Raw genomic sequence first — 21,091 nt, forward strand, 5'->3', positions numbered from 1 at the left:
TGAAACAAAACTTCCCCTAGAATTAGAAGGAATTAAAAAACAAAGCAATTCAAATTAGTGAAAGTAAATAATCCAATATTCTTTGAAAACAGAAGAAAACACCATGAATACGTTGACCAGAAGATTAATTCTATTCGTTCCGATAAATCAGGATTTATCAATTTATCATCACTTGAACTAATAGAGGTTCCTGAAATTTTGCGAGAAGTTGAAGATAAATTTTGCCTTGATTTAAGTAGCAACTCATTATCAGATCTACCTGACTGGTTTTACGATTTAGACAATATCCTTTTTCTAAACCTAAGAGGAAACAACTTTTCCCAATTTCCAGTAAGGCTTCTAAATATGAAATCTATAATAAAAATAGATTTTAGTTTTAACAATCTTGGAAAATTAAAATTTTGGGAGTCTGATAACTCCAATTTGGAAATTTTAGTATTAGACAACTGTCGTTTGATAAAATTTCCACGATTTATAAAAGGCTTAAAAAAACTAGTTAACCTTTCAATCAATAACAATTTCTTAAGAAAAGTCCCCGATTGGATTAATGAACTAACAAACATCAAAACTTTAAATTGCGAAAATAACTACTTAAGAAATATACCCAATATTAAGAATCTGAACAACCTTGAATGTCTTAATTTAAAAAAAAATAAAATTGTAAACATCACCGATGACCTAACAAGGCGTCAAAACTTAGAGCAATTAGGACTTAGCTCCAATAAAATAAAAGAATATCCGCAAAAATTAAACAAATTAAGAAAACTTAGAAGACTAGAACTAGAGAACAACAACCTAAAAGTAATACCTGAATTCATTAAAGATCTAAAGACAATAGAAGTATTAAATATTAGCAATAATAGTATTTCAACTCTTAAGCCTTTAAATAATCTTAAAAATTTAAAGAATTTAAACTTCTCTTCATGTAATGTTATTTCATTAGAACCTATATTGCACATTCTCGAAAAAGGTACTCAGATTAACGAATCACCGACTTTCGTAAATCCATTTATTAGTTCAATATATCTCAAGAACAACAAATTAGAATATCCACCAATTGAAATTATTAAACAAGGGAATTCAGCTATCCTGAGGTATTTTAAAAGATTGAATAATACTACGCAAAAAGCCGTCCTTAATGAAGCAAAAGTATTAATTGTTGGTAGAACAGGAGCAGGTAAAACGTCATTACGATATAAACTAAGAAATGAAAAGTCAAAACTCCCCAAATCTGATGAAAGTACTCAAGGCATTGATGTTGAAATTTTATCATTAAAGTTAGATAACAATAACTCTATAAAGCTAAATATTTGGGACTTCGAAGGACAAAGTATAGCTTATCAAACTCATCAATTTTTTCTCAGTAAAAGATCTTTATATCTTTTTGTTGTTGATACGAGAACTGAAAAAACAGATACTGACTATTGGTTCCAAATTATAGAAATACTTGGAGGCGGGAGTCCACTTATCCTATTCAACAATGAAAAACAAGGAAAAATTGCTCATCTAAATCATAAAGCCTTAATTGAACGATTTGGAAGCTTTCTAGTTGACCAAGTTTATCAAATTGACTTAAGGAAAATTTCAGAAGATAAAACTGAAACCCAAAAATTTCATAGATTCATCTTTAATACCATTAATCAAATAAAGTCTCTTCCTCTTGTTGGTATTAAGCTTGAGAAATCCTGGTTGAAAGTCAGGGAAAAAATACAAAAAATTTCTAAGTCGAAAAGTGTTATTTCTGCAAAAGAACTTTTTGATATTTGTGACGAAAATGGGATAACTGAAAAACAAGACAAATTAGATTTATCTCAATTATTCCATGATCTTGGTGTTTTTCTACATTTTCAAGACTTTAATTCTATTTCAATATTAAATAACATCATTATTCTTAGAAATGAATGGTCAACAAAAGCAGTCTATAGAATCCTAAAGTCTGAGTCAATCAAAAAAGAGAAAGGTAAATTCATGCTTAAAGATATTCAAAACATTTTTAACACAGACGATAACTTACACAAAGACTATGAAGCTGAAATTTTAGAATTAATGGTGAAATTTAAATTATGTTATAAAGTAATAAATACTGATTATTTCATAATACCACAATTACTTGAGCCAAACAAAATAAGTGGAGAAGTGTTTGATTATAGCGAAACCACTCAGCTCAAAGTTATTTATGATTTTATGCCTAAAGGGATAATGACACTACTAATAATAGAACTTCATCCTTTTATTGCCAAAAATCAAACAACTGTTTGGAGGGATGGATTAGTTATTGAATATTTAAATTCGGTAGCTGAAATTGAAGAAAGCCAAGGTATACGTGAGATTTTAATAAAATCTAAAGGACCTAAAAGAAATTTGATTGCATTAAAAGTATTATTCGCTATAGACACTATTAATAGCCGATATAATTTCACTAGTAAATCAAGTGTTAAAACAAAATTACAATGTACTTGTAAAGAATGTATAGACAATGAAAATCCTTATTTTTTTGATTTACTTGCATTGGAAAAATATAGAGAAAAAGGTGGAAAAGAATTTCCTTGCGGTAATACAGGAAACGTCGCTTCAATAAACAAAATACTAAGTATACTAGAAAATGGCGAACAAAACAATAATCTAGAACTAAACTTATTTAAAGAAGCAAACCAAATAACTCCTGAAAAAATAACATTTGATATAATTGAAGTATCATCTCGTGTATTGGAACGAAAATTTGTAAAAAGAATTGAAGACCAAATAAATGATGATATAGTTGATTTATTAAGAACAAAAGGATATAATGTTACAGATCAAACTAGATCGGGAGCTTCTGAATCTGGATTGAAATCAGGAGAGTTAGATCTAATGCTTAGAAGAAAAAATGGAATTCCATTAACAATAATTGAATCTTTAAGGTTAAAAAGTTGTGGTTCTAAAAATAGAATTATTGCCGCACATATAAACAAATTATTTACCAAATACGACACCCATGGTCTAGAAAGAAACTTTATGCTGGTATTTGCGGAAACTAAAAATTTTCAAAATCTATGCAGAAATTATTTTCGATACATTGACAAACTTAATTCTAAAATTGGTTTCGACAAAAAAGAATTTCCAATTACAAGATTAGATAAAAAATCTGACCTTTCTAAATCTGCTAATATTAAAATAGCAATATCATATCATCTTCATAACAATGAGACCAGAGAACTAGCTCATATAATTTTAAATATGAGGTAATTACGAAGAAATTATTTTTAGATTTACATATACTCAAAATATACTGCAATTTTCCTATGATAAGTTTTCTTTTACGAACTTAATTCAACACATGGATAATAAACGAATATGCAAAACAAAACTTATAGGTTGTAAAATATAAAACATACAAGTATTGCCTTCTGAGAAATCCTCAAACAACCATACTTCTATTCCACTCAGTTCATATACAATTCTTCATACTTCAGAGTTATTCAAACTAACATATAAAAACAAAAAAGTCCGAGCATAAAACTCGGACTTTTAAAATATTATAATTTAAAACTATAATTAGCTTACTAATTGCTTTTGAGAAGGTTTAAACTTTGTAAGTACAATACCTTCTACAGCAGCTTCATACTCTTCCATAGTAGGTGTTCTTCCTAAAATAGTAGATAATACTACTACTGGCGTTGAGGATAATAAAGATTCTCCTTTTTTACCATCGGTATCTCTAACTACTCTTCCTTGGAATAAACGGGTAGAAGTTGCCATTACCGTATCCCCTGGCTCTGCTTTTTCTTGGTTCCCCATACAAAGATTACATCCTGGGCGCTCTAGATACAATAAGTTTTCATATTTAGTACGTGCTAAACCTTTTGGTGCACTATCATCGAATACAAAACCGGAGTATTTTTCTAATATTTCCCAGTCGCCTTCTTCTTTTAACTCATCTACAATATTGTAGGTTGGCGGTGCAACTACTAAAGGAGCTTTAAACTCTACTTTTCCTTGTTGTGCTTCTACATTCTTTAGCATTTGTGCTAAAATCTTCATATCTCCTTTGTGGATCATACAAGACCCAACAAATCCTAAATCTACTTTTTTAGTACCTCCGTAGAAAGATAATGGCTGAATGTTATCGTGCGTATAACGCTTAGATACGTCTTCATTATTTACATCTGGATCCGCAATCATTGGCTCCACAATCTTATCTAAGTCAATCACTACTTCGGCATGGTACTCCGCATCTGCATCTGGCTTTAACGCTGGTCTTTCTCCAGATTTTAACTCCGCTATACGCTTGTTTGCTTTATCTACCAATCCTTGTAATACTTTCTTATCGTTATCCATACCCTTATCTAGCATGATTTGGATACGGTCTCTTGAAATTGCTAAGGACTCTGCTAATGTATCGTCTTCCGAGATACAGATCGATGCTTTTGCCTTCATCTCTGCCGTCCAATCTGTAAATGTAAAGGCTTCATCTGAAGTTAAGGTTCCAATATGCACCTCAATGATTCTTCCTTGGAATACATTCTCACCGCCAAACTGATTTAACATCTGTTCTTGCGTAGCATGTACCACATCACGGAAGTCCATGTACGATTTCATATTTCCTTTAAACGTCACTTTTACAGACTGTGGAATTGGCATTGTTGCTTCTCCTGTTGCTAATGCTAAAGCTACAGTTCCAGAATCGGCTCCAAAAGCAACTCCTTTTGCCATACGTGTATGCGAATCTCCTCCAATAATAACATCCCAATCATCTACTGCAATATCATTTAATACTTTATGAATAACATCGGTCATTGGAAAGTATTTCCCTTTAGGATCACGTCCTGTAATTAATCCAAAGTCATTCATAAAAGACATTAACCTTGGAATATTTGCTTTAGACTTATCATCCCAAACGGATGCGGTATGACAACCCGATTGGTATCCTGCATCTACAATTGGAGAAATAACGGTTGCTGCCATCATTTCTAATTCCTGAGAAGTCATTAAACCTGTAGTATCCTGAGACCCTACAATGTTTACCTCTACACGAACATTAGAACCTGCATGTAATGTTTTACCTGGTGTAGTACCAACTGCATTCTTATTAAATATTTTCTCTACAGCAGTAAGCCCTTGTCCTTCTACAGAAACTTCTTTTGCTGCAGCGTATACTTGCGGAACATCTATTCCTAAGACTTTACAAGCAAAAGTTTGTAATTTTTTACCAAAAACAACAGCGTAAGAACCTCCTGCTTTTATAAACTCCATTTTTGGAGGTGTTAAAGCTGTAGAAATATCTTTAACAGCTTCCCCGTTTTTATATAATTTTTTCTCTTTGGTATTGATAGTAAGTACCGTACCTGTATCTACAGAATAGGTTTGCTCTAGAACTGGCTCCCCATCTGCAACATAAACAGTATTACCGTCTGCATTTTTTTTAGTAACCCAATTCTTAAGATCTATACCAATACCACCAGTTACACCAACAGTAGTTAAGAAGATTGGAGCAATACCATTTGTACCTGCTATTACTGGAGCATAATTAATAAATGGCACATATTTACTAAAAGGAACTCCTGTCCATAACGCAACATTATTTACCCCTGACATTCTTGAAGACCCTACTCCCATAGTTCCTTTCTCCGCAATTAGCATTACACGCTTATCTGGATGTTGCTCCTTTAAAGCTAATACTTCATTTTGCATTTCTTTATTATGCTCAAACATACACTGACCGTGTAACTCACGATCTGATCTTGAATGTGCATCTGCACCTGGAGATAATAAATCTGTTGAAATATCACCTACTCCTGCTACATAGGTTACAATTTCTATTTCCTCATCTACATCTGGAAGTTTAGTAAAGAATTCTGCTTGCGCATAACTTTCTATAATATCCTTTGAAATTGGGCAGCCTTTCTTCATAGCATCTGCCAATCTTTCTGTGTCTGCTTCATATAAGAAAACCTGGGTTTTTAATACTTCTGCAGATTTCTTAGCAATATCTATATCCTTTTGGTCTAGAACTAAATCTAACAACACCTTTACAGAAGGCCCACCCTTCATATGAGATAATTGCTCTAAAGCAAAATCGGGTGTAATTTCTTTTACAACTTCTTCTCCTAAAATAATTTCTTTTAAAAAGGTAGCTTTTACACCTGCAGCACTTGTGGTTCCAGGTAAAACATTATAGATAAAAAAGTTAAGAGAATCTTCTCTATTCGCATTATCTACATCTTTAATTTGTTCAATAATTGCGCTTAATAAATCTGCGCCATCAATTGGTTTTGGATGAAGTCCCTGTCCTTTTCGTTCTTCAATCTCCGCAATGTAATCCTTATAAATCGTCATAAAAGAAATTATTTTAGTATTGTATTTTGATAAGTGATTTTATCAAGCTATTCGCTAAATAGCCCTATCAACATAAAAAGCTCTTCCCAACAAAATTATTTTAGGGAAATGCAATCTCGTAAAATTACTAAAATCTACAAGTTTTTGGAAAAAATTCTAACTGGATTACTATTGTTTTATAGAAAAACAAAAAAAATGCGTATGAAAAAACGAATTTTGTATTTTTTAAGTACTTTTTTTAGCAATACCTTTAACGAAAACGTTTGAAATGCAGTGTTGACACTACCACAAATGTTTAATAATAGCCTCTTCGGAGATGTTTTCGGCCTCTGCTTTATAGTTTTTTATAATTCTATGTCTTAAAATTCCTAAAGAAACTGCCTTAATATTTTCTATGTCTGGAGAAAATTTACCGTTGATTGCTGCATGTGCTTTTGCTGCTAAAACTAAGTTCTGAGATGCTCTTGGACCTGCTCCCCAATCTATATATTGTTTTACAAAATCTTCTGCAGTATCTAAATTTGGTCTTGTTTTATTTACCAAGGTAACAGCATATTCTACTACGTTATCAGGAACCGGTATTCTTCTAATTAATTTTTGAACCGCAATAATTTCTTCGGCACTAAATAAGGTGTTTATTACCACATTAGTATCTGACGTAGTATTTTTAACTACTTGTATTTCTTCTTCTATAGATGGGTATTTTAACTCTATAGCAAACATAAAACGGTCTAATTGTGCTTCTGGCAAAGGATACGTACCTTCTTGTTCTATAGGGTTTTGTGTTGCTAGTACAAAGTATGGCAAATCTAATTTATGCTGTGTTCCTGCAATAGTAACGGCTCTTTCTTGCATTGCTTCTAATAAAGCTGCTTGCGTTTTAGGAGGCGTTCTATTTATCTCATCTGCCAATATAATATTAGAAAATATTGGGCCTTTTATAAATTTAAAATTTCTGCTTTGGTCTAAAACTTCGCTACCTAAAATATCACTAGGCATTAAATCTGGCGTAAACTGAATACGCTTAAAATTTAATCCTAAGGTTTGAGCTATTGTATTCACCATTAAGGTTTTTGCCAAACCAGGAACACCTATTAACAAAGAATGCCCACCTGTATAGATTGAAAGTAATATTTGATCTATTACTTGGTCCTGCCCAACTATAACTTTAGCAATTTCTTGCTTTAAAGCTTTGTGTTTTTTTACTAAATTTTCTATTGCAGTAACGTCTGACATGTATTTATTCCTTTACCCAATTATTGGTAAAATCGCAGTCTTTCTTAGAGTCATTAACACTAATATAAGTATCTTCTATATGATCATCCATCCACTCTTTAATGGCATTGAACTGCTTTTCTGTTAAGGCTAATTTTTGAATTTTTATATAGTCTTTTGCAAAATCTGCTACATGCTCATCATATCTATTAGTAACTTTTAATAGCTTATATTTTGGAGGCCCTCCTCTTGGGTCATCTTCTCTAATAGGGTAAGAAACTTCATTGTCTTTTAAGTTTCTTACTTGGTTATATAACGAAGGATCCATTTTTGTTAACTCAAAACGAGAATCAAAATTTGTTGGGTTTCTTAACAAACCACCATCAAATTTTGTTTCTTTTTCATCCGAGAAATTAAGTGCGGCTTCTGCAAAAGTAAACTTCCCTTCGTTTATTTTAGCTCGGATACTATCTAGTTCTGTTTTAGCTTCAAGTAATGCATCATCTGAAATTTCTGGTTGAATTAAGATATGTCTTAAATCTAATTCTTGGCCCCTAATTTTTTCAATAAAAATAATATGGTATCCAAATTGTGTTTCAAAAGGCTCCGAAATTTCTCCTTCTTGCAAACTAAATGCTACGTCTTTAAACGTTTTATCAAACCCAGTTTCTTTTGTAATACTATAAAAACCTCCTTTTGGCTTAGACCCTGGGTCCTGAGAATAAAGAATTGCCTTTACACTAAAACTAGAATCATTATCCTCAACATCGGCTTTAATTTCATTAAGCCTATCTAATACTTTTTGTATTTCTTTTTCAGAAGGTTTTGGAGATTTTACAATCTGTGCTATTTCCATTTCTGCACCAAAAACTGGTCTCTCGGCTTCTGGAATTTTATTAAAAAACTGTCTTACCTCTTCTGGCGTAATTTCTATTTCAGATACAATGCTACCCTGCATTTTTTCTGATAACATACGTAATTTATTAATCTTAAATAATTCCTCTCTAAAACTAGCCTCGTCTTCTTTTTTATAATACTTTAAGACCTTATCCATAGATCCTATTTGCTGCACTAAAGATTGTAATTGTCTATCTCCTGTAGCATTTACCTCATCATCAGAAACTAAGATACTATCTTGTACTGCTTGGTGGGCATACAAACGATCCTCCATTAATTTCCCCAACAAACTACAACGAGTAATATCTTCTGTAGAGGCTCCCTGACTTTTTAAATCTATCAATGTTTTTTCTATGTCTGACTCTAGAATAACATAATCCCCAACTACTGCAGCAATACCATCTAACTTAATTCTCTTAAAAGTAACAGAATCTTTTACAGGTTCTATAGCTGCTTCTTCTAAAACTATTTCTTTAGGTTCTATTTGCGTATCTGGAACTTCTTGTTCGGCTTCCTGTGCAAAAGCAACTACAGAAAACATACTACATATAAATAATGCTTTTGTTTTACTCATTTTCAACATATACTTCAAATTCTTTTTCTTTAACTGCTTCGTCTATAATTTCTGTTTCCAATTTTCTAACAAAATCTAACTTTCTTCTACTTAGCAGAACTTGTTTAATATTTGGTTTTACAAAAGACAAAGGAGCTACGTCATTTACTTCTTTTACTTCTACAATTTTTCCCAAATATACCCCTAATGCATCCTCCAATTCAAAAAATTGTGATTTTTTTAAGTACTTATCCTGATTCTCAATAGTTAATGGAGGTATTTCTTGTATAACTCTAGAGGCAGACACCCAAATAGAATCATTAAAATTTAATTTTTTAAACTGAACACCAATAGAGTCTAAAAATTTTAAATCGTCACTTTTAAAGCTCTTTAGTTTTTTTATTACCTCCTCTTTATTTAAAAATTGTTTAGGCAACTCTACAAAACGCAGTTTAACTATTCTCTCTTTGAGTTTAAAATTTTCTTTTTCACGGTCATAAAAACTTTCTAATTGTGCAGTAGTTACTAAAGAATCGCTTCCTTGTTGCACTAAAGCCTCTTTATAAGCTCTGGTATATAAATCCGTTTTATAATTTGCTACTAGAGTGTCAAATTCTGCCAGCTTTTCTTCTGGTAAATTAATCTTTGCTTTCTTTAACAACAACTGCTTAGAAGCCCAATTATTAACATAATTAGAAATTATTGCCGCACTATCATTAGAAGAAATTCCTTTTCTTAAAAAAGGAGCCACAGTACTCATATATAAATAAGACTCCCCTACTCTTGCCAAAGGTTTTTTCTCTTGCTCTTTCTTAATAAAAGAGCCACAAGAAAAGACACTAAAAACAAGTAACAAACACAAAATAAATTGGGTTGCAATTTTTAACTTCATATTCCCTTTAAATAAACACATTCCGCAAAAATAGTAATAAGATGGTGTTTTGCAATATTTTATGTTTTTACTAATTACATTTTATACTCATATTATATAGAATTACTAATTTAGATGCCTAATATTTTTGATTTAAAAACTTTAAATGGATAAAAAAATAAAATTTATTTGGGATTTTCGTGGTCCTGCAGCATTAAAAACCGCAGAACACCATGAAATACATTTAAAAGAATATATTAGTATGGAGGGACTTTCTATAAACATTACTGGTTTTTCTATGCTTAATGATATGCATAGTATTGCTTATATGGTTGTAGAGGAATCTAATATGATACCATTAAGAGATGCTTTAAAACCACATAGAGGAGAAATTTATGTTGAAAATAAGGCATAGAACCATTATATACCCTTACTATACAAATTAAAAACTACTATTCTTCACAGATACTATTTTATGACAGAGCCTAAAAAAACAAGAATTAATAAGTTCCTAAGTGAAGTTGGCTTTTGCTCTAGAAGAGCTGCGGATAAACTTATAGAACAAGGCAGAGTTACCATTAATGATAAAGTTCCTGAAATGGGTACTAAAATTATGGAAGGAGATATTGTAAAGGTAGATGGTGAGCGCGTTACCCAACCTAAAGAAAAACCCGTATATATTGCTTTTAACAAACCTATTGGGATTGTATGCACTACAGATACAAGAGTAGAAAAAGATAATATAATTGACTATATAAATTACCCTAAAAGAATTTTTCCAATTGGCAGATTAGACAAACCCAGTGAAGGACTTATTTTTTTAACCAATGACGGTGATATTGTTAACAAAATATTACGCGCAAGAAACCATCATGAAAAAGAATATATTGTTACCGTAGACAAACCAATAACCCCCAATTTTTTACACCAAATGCGAAACGGAATTCCAATTCTAGATACCGTAACTCGTAAATGTGAAGTGGAAGAAATAAGTAAATACCAATTTAAAATTATTTTAACCCAAGGATTAAATCGTCAAATTAGACGTATGTGCGAGTATTTAACTTATGAGGTAAAAAAGCTAAAAAGAGAACGTATTATGAATATCTCTTTAGATGTACCCGTTGGAAAGTGGCGGTATATTACCGAAAAAGAACTTGCTGAAATTAACAGACTAGTATCTACCTCTACAAAAACTCATGATACTGATTTTTAACAAGTTACTTCTTTTAAAAATAGTGAAATTTAACATCTATTTATTTAAAAATTAGTACCTTGTAGTTAATCTCTTTTTCTCTTGAGGGCAACTAGTTTTCTAAAACCAAAATTACCATGGCAGCAAACAAAAAAGTATTCCTATTTTTATTTACCACTTTTATTCTATTAAGCTTTAATAGTACAATTGCTTTTGCTTTTCAAGAACCAGAAAATAATTATGCCGAATATAAAGGAGAAGTATTAGATAAATCTTCAAAAAAACCATTGATTTTTGCAACTCTAGCTATAGAAAAATCAAACATTAGTACCGTAACAAATACAGAAGGAGAATTTTCTTTAAAGATTCCAAACTCCACAGAAAGTAAAAATGTAATCGTTTCTTTTTTAGGATACAAAACAAAAATTATTCCTTTAAGTGAATTCAAAAAAAATAAAACAAAAATATATTTAACCGTTTCTGTAACAGAACTAACCGAAGTTAATTTAAGTATTCCAAAAAATGCAGAAGCACTAGTAAGGGAAACATTAAAAAGTAAAGGAGAAAACTATTTTGATGACCCAACTTTAATGACTGCTTTTTATAGGGAAACCATAAAGAAGAGGAGAAAAAATGTTTCCTTGTCTGAAGCTGTAGTTAATATATACAAAACCCCATACACCTCATACAGGAATGATGCAGTACAGCTATATAAAGCAAGAAAAAGCACAGATTATAATAAATTAGATACTGTTGCTTTAAAACTACAAGGGGGGCCTTTTAATGCTCTTTATATTGATATTATAAAATATCCTGAATATATTTTTAGTGAAGAATCTTTAGACCATTATACTTTTAGCTTTGATAGTTCTACACGAGTAAATGATAAATTAATCTATGTTATTAATTTTAAACAAAAGCCCCATGTGTACTCTCCCTTATACAAAGGAAAACTTTTTATAGATATTGAAAATAAAATACTTACCAATGCCACCTATAAATTAAATGTCACAAATAAAGAGGCTGCATCTAGAATGTTTGTTCGTAGAAAACCAAAAAACGCAAACGTATGGCCTACAGAAGTTGCATATAGAGTAGATTACAGAGAAAAAGATGGCAAATGGTATTACGGTTACAGTAATGTATTTTTAGAATTTAAAATTGATTGGGATAAGAGATTATTTAACTCTGTATATAGCATGACCTGCGAAATGGCAGTTACTGATTGGGAGAAAAGCACTAAAGAGCTATTACCAAAACCAAAAGAGCGCATTAAATCTTCTATTATTTTAAGTGATGCGGCAGTAGGTTTTTCTGACCCAGATTTTTGGGGGGAATACAACATAATAGAACCAGAGAAATCTATAGAGTCTGCTATTAGAAAAATTAAACGCCAGTTAAAACGTATTAATACTAATGAAGGAACATCTAAACCATAACTAAAAAAAAGGAGAGCCAAAACATAATAATATGCTTTGGCTCTCCTTTTTAATTTTATGTTTACACTAATTCGCTACTTCGCTAATAAATTTTAATCTATATAAACGCAATTCCTCGTCCTCATAATCCCCATCAAACTCTTTACTAGCCTCCTCTAAATCATCGGTTTCAGCCTCTAAAAAGTAATCGTGTATTTCTTCTTGCTGGTCATCATCTAAAATTTCATCAATCCAATAGCCTAAATTTAATTTAGTACCACTAAAAACAATTTGCTCCATTTCTTTTATTAAGTCTGGAAGCTCTAACCCTTTGGCAGAAGCAATATCATCTAAAGACAACTTACGATCCACATTTTGTATTATATATAGCTTTAAAGCAGAATTTGCACCTGTACTTTTTACCACCAAATCATCTGGGCGAATAATATCATTATCTTCTACATAACTAGATATTAGCTCTATAAATGGTTTTCCGTATTTTTTTGCCTTCCCTTCTCCTACACCATGAATATTTAACATCTCTTCCATAGAGATAGGATATTTTAAAGCCATGTCGGCCAAAGAAGGGTCTTGAAAAACAACAAAAGGGGGTACATTTAATTTATCTGCTTGTGCTTTACGTAAATCTTTTAATTGCTTTAATAACTTCTCATCTGCTACACCTGCGGCTTTAGATGCACTAACAATTGCAGCATCGCTCTCTTCATTATACACATGATCCATAGTCATCATAAAAGACTCTGGCGTATCTAGATAGTCTTTCCCTTTTGGAGTTACTCTTAAAACCCCATACTGTTCTATTTCTTTTTTAAGATACCCTGCCACAAGTACTTGACGAATAAGTGCCATCCAATAACTTGTATCTTTATCTTTCCCTATACCAAAAAAAGGTTTTTCATTTGTTTTATGGGAAGATATTAATGCATTAACCTCTCCTATTATTGTTTTAACAATTTCTTTGGCCTTAAACTTTTCACTTGTGCCTTGAACTACACTAAGGAGTTTTACTACATTCGATTTTGCTTCTTTTTTATCTTTAGGATTACGAGCATTATCATCCATATCTGCTCCTTCGCCATTTACCTCATCAAAAGATTCTCCAAAATAATGCAACATAAATTTACGCCTAGACATAGACGTTTCTGCATAGGCAACAACCTCTTGCAAAAGTGCATTTCCTATCTCTTGTTCTGCAACAGGCTTACCAGACATAAATTTCTCTAGTTTCTCTACATCTTTATAGGAATAAAAAGCAAGGCAATGTCCTTCTCCACCATCTCTTCCTGCCCGTCCTGTTTCTTGGTAATAACTCTCTATACTTTTAGGAATATCATTATGTATTACAAAACGAACATCTGGTTTATCTATACCCATACCAAAGGCTATTGTTGCCACAACCACATCCACATCTTCCATAAGGAACATATCTTGGTATTTAGACCTTGTTTTTGCATCAAAGCCTGCATGATACGGTACTGCGCTCACACCATTTACTTGTAATACTTGCGCTAATGCTTCTACTCGTTTTCTACTTAAACAATAAATAACTCCAGATTTACCTTCATTTTGTTTTACAAAACGAATAATATCGGCATCTACATTTTCTGTTTTTGTACGTATTTCATAAAATAAATTTGGCCTATTAAAAGATGCTTTAAATAATTGCGCATCTGTAATGCCTAAATTTTTAATAATATCTTCTTGTACTTTTGGGGTGGCTGTAGCTGTAAGTCCAACAATGGGAATATTATCACCTAATCTCCCAACAATATTTCGTAAATTTCTGTATTCTGGTCTAAAGTCATGTCCCCATTCCGAAATACAATGTGCTTCATCTACAGCAACAAAAGAAATGGTTACGGAATTAAGGAACTCCACATATTCTTCCTTTGTTAAAGACTCTGGGGCAACATATAAAAGTTTTGTAACACCATTAGTTACATCTTCTTTTACTTGTTTTATTTCTGTTTTATTTAAAGAAGAATTTAATACATGCGCTATACCATGTTCCGAAGAGACACCTCTTATAGCATCTACTTGGTTTTTCATCAAAGCAATTAAAGGAGAAACTACAATGGCTGTACCTTCTTTCATTAATGCTGGTAGTTGGTAACATAAAGATTTACCACCACCCGTTGGCATAATTACAAAAGCATTTTTGCCATCCAGAATTTTTCTTATTACTTCTTCTTGTAAGCCTTTAAACTGATTAAATCCAAAATGCTTTTTTAGTGCAGCATGTATATCATCAACATTACGACTCATAATTATCTATTGTCATTTTTCACTTAATCCTGTGAATATTATCACAGGAATTTAATAAATTATACTTTTAAAACCTAGCTACTAAATAAAACAAAGCTAATTTCTATTTTATAAAATATTGTATAAAATTAAGTTTGCTTAATTTTGCAGTTCTTAAAGATAATACATTCTTTTAGGAATACAATCCTTTTAATTACACATTACATTGAACAATACAAAAGCTATACTAGATTTAGCAAAAAAAACAATAGACCTGCAGAGTAAAGCTATAGGCAACATTACTAGTTTACTAGATGCAAATTTTGCAGATGCTGTAAATGCAATTATGGAAGCCAAAGGCAGAGTAATTGTTACAGGAATAGGAAAAAGTGCCATTATTGCAAGTAAAATTGTAGCTACTTTTAATTCTACTGGAACTCCTGCTATTTTTATGCATGCCGCAGATGCTATTCATGGCGATTTAGGAACAGTACAAGATAATGACGTTGTTATTTGTATTTCTAAAAGCGGTAATACACCAGAAATAAAAGTGTTAGTACCTTTAATAAAAAGAGGTAACAATAAACTAATAGGAATTACTGGTAATACAGAATCTTTTTTGGCGCAACAAGCTAATTTTGTTCTAAATACTTTTGTAGAAAAAGAAGCTTGTCCAAATAATTTAGCACCAACAACTAGCACTACCACACAATTAGTAATGGGTGATGCTTTAGCAATATGCCTTTTAGAATTAAAAGGATTTAGTAGTACTGATTTTGCAAAATACCATCCAGGTGGCGCATTAGGAAAAAAACTATATTTACGTGTAGCTGACATTGTAAATAACAATGAAAAACCACAGGTTGATATTGATGCCGATATAAAAGAGGTTATTGTAGAAATATCTAAAAAAATGCTTGGAGCCACTGCTGTTTTAAAGGAAAATAAAATTATTGGCATTGTAACGGATGGAGATATTAGAAGAATGCTTAATAAACATGACTCTATTAAAGGGCTCACTGCAAAAGACATAATGACCACTTCTCCAAAAACAATAGAAACAAGTGTGCTTGCAATTAAAGCTTTAGAGACTATGCAAAATAGTGGTATTTCTCAATTACTAGCTATTAAAGACAACACATACCAAGGCGTTGTTCATTTACATAATTTAATAAACGAAGGCATATTATAATGAGTAACAAAAAAAAAGAAACTCCTGCAGAAATGTCTTTTTTAGACCATTTAGAAGAGTTACGATGGCACCTAATACGAAGTACTTTAGCAGTAGTAATTATAGGGAGTCTTGCTTTCTTATTTAGAGGATTTGTTTTTGATACGGTTATCTTTGGCCCTAAGAAAATGGACTTCCCTACCTATAGGCTGTTTTGTGAAATAGCTACATATTTAGGCTTTGATTCTGATTTTTGTGCCGATAAATTACCTTTTACCATACAAAGTAGGTTAATGTCTGGGCAATTCTCCGCACATATTTGGACCTCTATCTGGGCTGGTTTTATAGTTGGCTTTCCATATATTTTATATGAAATGTGGAAATTTATTAGCCCAGGGTTATATGAGAAAGAACGTAGAAACTCTAAAGGATTTATTTTTATAGCCTCCTTTTTATTTTTTCTAGGAGTTTTATTTGGATACTATATTGTAGCCCCGTTATCTATTAATTTTTTAGGAACCTACCAAGTAAGTGAAGAAGTACTAAATGAGTTTGATTTAAGCTCCTTTATTGCTACAGTACGATCCTCTGTTATAGCATGTGGTATTCTTTTTGAATTACCAATTATCATTTATTTTTTAACTAAAATAGGTATAGTTACTCCAGAGATTATGAAAAAATATAGAAAAATAGCTTTGGTTGTTGTCCTTATACTTTCTGCTGTTATTACACCTCCAGATGTTGCTAGCCAAATTATTGTTGCGGTACCAGTTTTAATTTTATATCAGGTAAGTATTTATATTTCTTCTTATGTATTAAAAAAAGAAGCTAAGAAGGCAAAGAAAAACTTAAAAACAAATTAAGCCTATACTAAGGAATAGGTTAAAAATTACATAAATTCTTTTGATGCTAACCAAATAGAATTAGATTTGAAACTATGAAGCTAAGAGCAGATAATATCATGAAAGCCTATCGTGGGCGCCAAGTTGTTAAAGGTATTTCTTTAGAAGTAAACCAAGGAGAAATTGTTGGTCTACTTGGTCCAAATGGCGCAGGAAAAACCACTTCTTTTTATATGATTGTTGGCCTTGTTAAGCCAAATAGCGGTAAAATCTACTTGGACGATATGGAAATTACCAATTTTCCTATGTACAAAAGAGCGCAAAATGGTATTGGTTATTTAGCACAAGAAGCATCTGTTTTTAGAAAACTAAGTATTGAAAAAAATATTCTTAGCGTTTTGCAACTTACCAAACTAAGCAAAAAAGAGCAGCACATGAAAATGGAGTCGCTTATTGAAGAGTTTAGCCTTGGACACATTCGTAAAAACCGTGGCGACTTACTTTCTGGTGGAGAACGTAGACGTACCGAGATTGCAAGAGCTTTAGCAACCGACCCTAAATTTATATTACTAGATGAGCCTTTTGCAGGTGTGGACCCTGTTGCCGTAGAAGACATACAACGTATTGTAGCACATTTAAAAGATAAAAATATAGGTATTTTAATTACAGACCACAACGTACAGGAAACACTTGCTATTACAGAACGGTCTTACCTTATGTTTGAAGGTGGAATATTAAAGTCTGGAATTCCTGAAGATTTAGCTGCAGATGAAATGGTACGTAAAGTATACCTTGGACAAAACTTTGAATTACGTAAAAAGAAGTTAGATTTTTAAAGGCTTAAATTTTCTAGCTGAAAAGAATAAATTTCATGGATAATTTTGAACAAACATTAAAAAATCCTGTTTGGCATGCATTAAATGAAGCCCATAAAAAATTTGTAATAACTTTAAATGGAGTTAGATTTTACAATCCAAAAATCTGTTCTTTTGGGGCTTTTGAGGACCCAGAAAAAACTAGTAAAGCATTAAACGAATATGCTAAACTTACGAATTATTTTTTTCTGGTTTCAGAAAACACAGACCCTAAATTTGATGAAGATTTTGTGGTTTTAGAACGTAAAATTGAAGGCGTACAAATGGTTTTAAAAGGTGCTTTAGAAGATTGCAACATTACCGAAGAAATTGTACCTCTCACGGAAAAACATGTAGACAAAATTTACGATTTAATATGGCTAGTTATGCCTGGGTATTACAAAAAAAGAAGCTTTGATATGGGTTCTTATTTTGGTATTTTTATAGACAATAAATTAGTTGCTGTAACAGGGCAACGCATACAAACTAATAGCTTTATTGAGGTTAGTGGTGTAGTTACGCATCCTGATTACACAAGACGTGGTCTTGCTAAACAACTGGTAGCATATACTACAAAAGAAATTTTAAAAACAAGAAAAAAAGCAATTTTACATACTACAAAAGGTAATGGGGCAATTAAACTTTATGAAAAACTAGGATATACATTAACTAGAGAAATGAACTGGTGGTATTTTCATAAAAAATAACATTTGCTCCTAAATCAATATTTAAATCTACCCCCATCTTTTTAAACGCCAATCTTTTTGTTTTTCTTTAGATAAGAAAGTCCAAATTACTACCCTACTTATTTTATTACCTTGTCCCATAGGTAAAGTACCAACTTCTTTTGCTTCTACTTTTTCTAGCAACTTATGTACTATTGGCAGGTTAGATTCTTTAGATACTAAGGTAGAAAACCACAAACATGAATTTGCAAATTGCCTACTTTGGTAAATCATATCTTTTACAAATTTCATTTCACCTCCATCACACCATAACTCGTTTGCTTGTCCACCAAAATTAAGAGTAGGTTTCGCTTTTTTATCTCCTCGTAAATTTTTTAATTTTCTTCTTGTTCCTTTTTGCGCTTCTTCTATAGAACCATGAAAAGGAGGGTTACATACAGTTAAATCAAACAACTCCCCTTCTTTAATAATTCCTTTAAAAAAATCTCTAGAACTACTTTGCTTTCGCAATTCTACTTTTCCACTTAAATGCGCATTTTTTGCAATAATATTCTCTGCAACTTCTATTGCATTTTTATCAATATCAGAACCAATAAAATTCCAACCATATTCTGCTTCTCCAATAATAGGGTAAATACAATTAGCTCCTACTCCTATATCTAAACATTTAATTTTGCTATTTTTCTTAACATCTCCCTCTAACATTTCCGGAATATCTCTGTATAATACATCTGCCACATTATGTATGTAATCTGCCCTTCCAGGAATAGGCGGACATAAAAAGTTAGATGGAATCTCCCAAAAACTAATCTTGTAATAATGCATTAACAAAGCAGTATTTAACATCTTTACCGCTTGTGGGTCAAAAAAATTAATAGATAAGTCGTTATATGCATTAGGTTGCACAAAAGGTTTTAAATCTGGAAAACTTATAATTAGAGCTTCAAAATCATAACGATTTCTGTGCTTACTTCTAATATGCAGCGTAGCTTTTTCTTTGGGGTGCTTTCTTTTTACTCCTCCCATTAATTCCTCTTCATTTGTTCCTCGAAAAATAAAACAGCTTTATCTAAAGTTAGCTTCATTAATTCTTTATTGTGCCAAAATCCATGTGGTGCTCTTGGTAAAGAAACCAACTCACAATACACATCATATTCAGATAACTTAGCCACACTGTTTACAGATTGCTTAAAAGGAACAATCTTATCTGCACTACTATGTATAAATAACATTGGTGAAGATGTTTTACTAATATGAAAATATGGGGAAGCTAATTTCCAAATATCTTTATTCTCCGTATATGAAACTCCTAACCATTCTGTTAAAGGTCCACTTTCTGGAACTAAAGAAAAATCTGCATCTGCCGCCAAAATTACTGCAGCATTAACTTTAAAATCATTAGGATTACCAACAGGATTTAGCGGGGATATTTCATTTGTTGTTGCAAGCATCATTGCCAAATGCGCTCCCGCCGATCCTCCTAAAACACCAACTGCATTAGCATTTAATTTATATTCTTTGGCGTTTTCTTTTACCCATTGCACAGCTGCTTTAGCATCTATAACAGCTCCTGGAAAAAGCGCTTCTTTTGTGGTTCTATACTCTATACATGCTGCTGCAAATCCTCTTTTTGCTATTTCCTTAGCTATTTTTGCAAACCCATCTTTGTCTCCAACTTTAAAACCGCCACCTCTAATTATTACAATAGTTCTTAATTTCCCATCAAAAACTTTTGGTTTATATAAATCTAATAACAATGTATCATTTTTATAAGTTGCATACCTAATATCTTTTACAACATCTATAGAAGTCTCTATTGCTAATGAATCTTTTTGAGAAAAAACAAAGCTAAATACAAAACAAAAAAGCAAGGTAATTACAAATTGAAACTTACGTTTAATTACTTCTTTCATAAATAACAAATCATTTATTAATACTCTCATAATCACCTACAAATTAAATTTATTTATTGGAACTTAAATTTGAAATAAAAGAACTAGCAACATAAAAAATAATAACAAATGGTATTGCTAAAAACTGTAATGTTAGTATTAAAACCAAACTTATAATTATGAATATATAGCGTAAAGCGTTATCCTTAAAACTCCAATTTTTAAATTTAAGAGCAAATAGAGAAATATTAGCATTTAAAAGATAGGTACTAAGTATAGTGATGCTAACTAAAAACCATTGATTTAAAATTATACTATTTAAGAAGTCATTATTATGGTGCAAAAGTATTAAAGGCAAAGACAATATTAATAAAGCATTTGCCGGTGTTGGGAGCCCTGTAAAGGAAGTAACTTGATTTTCATCAACATTAAATTTTGCCAACCTATAAGCAGATGCTAAAGTAATTAAGAACCCTAAAAAAGGCAAAGGCGAAACTTTTAATCCCACCAAAAAAGTAGCATCAGACGCTTGTGTTGCCATATCTACATTCCACCCGCCAGACATAGACATTGCTAATAATTGAAACATTACAATACCAGGAACTAAACCACTAGTAACCATATCTGCAAGGGAATCTAACTGTAACCCCAAAACACTTTGAACGTTTAGAACACGAGCCACTAAACCATCAAAAAAGTCAAAAAATATACCCAAAAAAACAAATAAAGCAGCAAGCTCTAATTGATTTAAAACAGCAAAAATTACCGCTACACAACCACAAAATAAATTACCTAAGGTTATTAAATTAGGAATATGTTTTTTCATCTTTTTGTATACTTTACGTAAAAGTAATACATTTTTTCAGGAATAGTATTTGTTCCTAAATTATTCAGATATTTGCAGTACATTAACTATA

General features: G+C 31.6%; 16 protein-coding genes. 8 read left to right on the forward strand and 8 right to left on the reverse strand.

From position 1 onward, the window contains the following. Positions 1-57 precede the first annotated feature (57 nt). Positions 58-3,225, forward strand: a complete 3,168-nt coding sequence (locus CLV91_RS11505) for a COR domain-containing protein (RefSeq protein WP_121068083.1) — start codon at positions 58-60, stop codon at positions 3,223-3,225. A 309-nt stretch (positions 3,226-3,534) separates the two neighbouring features. Here the strand turns inward: CLV91_RS11505 and CLV91_RS11510 are convergent, their stop codons facing one another. The 4 genes from CLV91_RS11510 to CLV91_RS11525 form a co-directional block, all read right to left on the reverse strand. Continuing rightward, the gene (locus CLV91_RS11510; RefSeq protein WP_121068086.1) at positions 3,535-6,315 is read right to left on the reverse strand and encodes a bifunctional aconitate hydratase 2/2-methylisocitrate dehydratase; all 2,781 of its coding nucleotides are present in this window, start codon (positions 6,313-6,315) and stop codon (positions 3,535-3,537) included. A gap of 282 nt (positions 6,316-6,597) precedes the next feature. Further along, positions 6,598-7,551, reverse strand: a complete 954-nt coding sequence (locus CLV91_RS11515) for an AAA family ATPase (RefSeq protein ID WP_121068088.1) — start codon at positions 7,549-7,551, stop codon at positions 6,598-6,600. Positions 7,552-7,555: 4 nt separating this feature from the next. Then, positions 7,556-9,010, reverse strand: a complete 1,455-nt coding sequence (locus tag CLV91_RS11520) for a peptidylprolyl isomerase (protein ID WP_394340494.1) — start codon at positions 9,008-9,010, stop codon at positions 7,556-7,558. Continuing rightward, positions 8,994-9,872, reverse strand: coding sequence for a peptidyl-prolyl cis-trans isomerase (locus CLV91_RS11525; RefSeq protein ID WP_121068092.1), 879 nt, complete (start codon positions 9,870-9,872; stop codon positions 8,994-8,996). Before CLV91_RS11525 ends, CLV91_RS11520 begins: the two co-directional genes overlap by 17 nt. A 145-nt stretch (positions 9,873-10,017) precedes the next feature. Here CLV91_RS11525 and CLV91_RS11530 point away from each other — a divergent pair, with 145 nt between their 5' ends. The 3 genes from CLV91_RS11530 (at position 10,018) to CLV91_RS11540 (ending at position 12,485) form a co-directional block, all read left to right on the forward strand. Beyond that, positions 10,018-10,266, forward strand: coding sequence for a hypothetical protein (locus tag CLV91_RS11530; protein ID WP_121068094.1), 249 nt, complete (start codon positions 10,018-10,020; stop codon positions 10,264-10,266). Between the two features lie 60 nt (positions 10,267-10,326). Then, positions 10,327-11,067 carry a 23S rRNA pseudouridine(2604) synthase RluF gene (gene rluF / locus CLV91_RS11535; protein WP_121068096.1) on the forward strand — a complete coding sequence of 247 codons (741 nt, stop codon included), beginning with the start codon at positions 10,327-10,329 and terminating at the stop codon, positions 11,065-11,067. Positions 11,068-11,183: 116 nt separating this feature from the next. Then, the gene (locus tag CLV91_RS11540) at positions 11,184-12,485 is read left to right on the forward strand and encodes a carboxypeptidase-like regulatory domain-containing protein (protein WP_121068098.1); all 1,302 of its coding nucleotides are present in this window, start codon (positions 11,184-11,186) and stop codon (positions 12,483-12,485) included. Between the two features lie 66 nt (positions 12,486-12,551). On the opposite strand, the gene recQ is transcribed toward CLV91_RS11540, so the two are convergent. Beyond that, complete coding sequence (recQ, locus tag CLV91_RS11545) at positions 12,552-14,750, reverse strand: DNA helicase RecQ (protein WP_121068100.1); 2,199 nt, start codon at positions 14,748-14,750, stop codon at positions 12,552-12,554. Between the two features lie 205 nt (positions 14,751-14,955). On the opposite strand from recQ, the gene CLV91_RS11550 reads away from it, so the two are divergent. From CLV91_RS11550 to CLV91_RS11565, 4 genes are all read left to right on the forward strand, one after another. Further along, positions 14,956-15,921, forward strand: coding sequence for a KpsF/GutQ family sugar-phosphate isomerase (locus tag CLV91_RS11550; protein ID WP_121068102.1), 966 nt, complete (start codon positions 14,956-14,958; stop codon positions 15,919-15,921). Beyond that, positions 15,921-16,763: a twin-arginine translocase subunit TatC gene (gene tatC, locus CLV91_RS11555; RefSeq protein WP_121068104.1), complete on the forward strand. Its 843-nt coding sequence runs from the start codon at positions 15,921-15,923 to the stop codon at positions 16,761-16,763. The genes CLV91_RS11550 and tatC overlap by 1 nt, the downstream gene beginning before the upstream one ends. A gap of 74 nt (positions 16,764-16,837) precedes the next feature. Continuing rightward, positions 16,838-17,578 (forward strand): LPS export ABC transporter ATP-binding protein, encoded by a 741-nt coding sequence (lptB, locus tag CLV91_RS11560; RefSeq protein ID WP_121068106.1) that lies wholly within the window; start codon positions 16,838-16,840, stop codon positions 17,576-17,578. Between the two features lie 35 nt (positions 17,579-17,613). Then, on the forward strand, positions 17,614-18,303 hold the full coding sequence (locus tag CLV91_RS11565) for a GNAT family N-acetyltransferase (protein WP_121068108.1): 690 nt from the start codon (positions 17,614-17,616) through the stop codon (positions 18,301-18,303). Between the two features lie 27 nt (positions 18,304-18,330). Here the strand turns inward: CLV91_RS11565 and rlmF are convergent, their stop codons facing one another. Genes rlmF through CLV91_RS11580 form a run of 3 tightly spaced genes read right to left on the reverse strand, consistent with a single transcriptional unit; the run spans position 18,331 to position 21,000 of the window. Beyond that, positions 18,331-19,308: a 23S rRNA (adenine(1618)-N(6))-methyltransferase RlmF gene (gene rlmF / locus CLV91_RS11570; RefSeq protein ID WP_121068110.1), complete on the reverse strand. Its 978-nt coding sequence runs from the start codon at positions 19,306-19,308 to the stop codon at positions 18,331-18,333. Further along, positions 19,308-20,225, reverse strand: a complete 918-nt coding sequence (locus CLV91_RS11575; RefSeq protein WP_121068112.1) for an alpha/beta hydrolase — start codon at positions 20,223-20,225, stop codon at positions 19,308-19,310. Before CLV91_RS11575 ends, rlmF begins: the two co-directional genes overlap by 1 nt. 19 nt (positions 20,226-20,244) lie before the next feature. Continuing rightward, positions 20,245-21,000, reverse strand: coding sequence for a CDP-alcohol phosphatidyltransferase family protein (locus CLV91_RS11580; protein WP_121068114.1), 756 nt, complete (start codon positions 20,998-21,000; stop codon positions 20,245-20,247). Between the last annotated feature and the right edge of the window lie 91 nt (positions 21,001-21,091).

Source organism: Maribacter vaceletii, assembly GCF_003634105.1.
GTDB classification, from domain to species: Bacteria; Bacteroidota; Bacteroidia; order Flavobacteriales; family Flavobacteriaceae; genus Maribacter_B; species Maribacter_B vaceletii.

Bases quoted from the DNA above. Each gene is read 5' to 3' on its own strand.
- CLV91_RS11515 (WP_121068088.1), bottom strand. From the start codon at position 7,551: ATGTCAGACGTTACTGCAATAGAAAATTTAGTAAAAAAACACAAAGCT.
- CLV91_RS11510 (WP_121068086.1), bottom strand. From the start codon at position 6,315: ATGACGATTTATAAGGATTACATTGCGGAGATTGAAGAACGAAAAGGA.
- CLV91_RS11525 (WP_121068092.1), bottom strand. From the start codon at position 9,872: ATGAAGTTAAAAATTGCAACCCAATTTATTTTGTGTTTGTTACTTGTT.
- recQ (WP_121068100.1), bottom strand. From the start codon at position 14,750: ATGAGTCGTAATGTTGATGATATACATGCTGCACTAAAAAAGCATTTT.
- CLV91_RS11580 (WP_121068114.1), bottom strand. From the start codon at position 21,000: ATGAAAAAACATATTCCTAATTTAATAACCTTAGGTAATTTATTTTGT.
- rluF (WP_121068096.1), top strand. From the start codon at position 10,327: ATGACAGAGCCTAAAAAAACAAGAATTAATAAGTTCCTAAGTGAAGTT.
- CLV91_RS11565 (WP_121068108.1), top strand. From the start codon at position 17,614: ATGGATAATTTTGAACAAACATTAAAAAATCCTGTTTGGCATGCATTA.
- tatC (WP_121068104.1), top strand. From the start codon at position 15,921: ATGAGTAACAAAAAAAAAGAAACTCCTGCAGAAATGTCTTTTTTAGAC.
- rlmF (WP_121068110.1), bottom strand. From the start codon at position 19,308: ATGGGAGGAGTAAAAAGAAAGCACCCCAAAGAAAAAGCTACGCTGCAT.
- CLV91_RS11530 (WP_121068094.1), top strand. From the start codon at position 10,018: ATGGATAAAAAAATAAAATTTATTTGGGATTTTCGTGGTCCTGCAGCA.
- lptB (WP_121068106.1), top strand. From the start codon at position 16,838: ATGAAGCTAAGAGCAGATAATATCATGAAAGCCTATCGTGGGCGCCAA.
- CLV91_RS11540 (WP_121068098.1), top strand. From the start codon at position 11,184: ATGGCAGCAAACAAAAAAGTATTCCTATTTTTATTTACCACTTTTATT.
- CLV91_RS11575 (WP_121068112.1), bottom strand. From the start codon at position 20,225: ATGAGAGTATTAATAAATGATTTGTTATTTATGAAAGAAGTAATTAAA.
- CLV91_RS11520 (WP_394340494.1), bottom strand. From the start codon at position 9,010: ATGTTGAAAATGAGTAAAACAAAAGCATTATTTATATGTAGTATGTTT.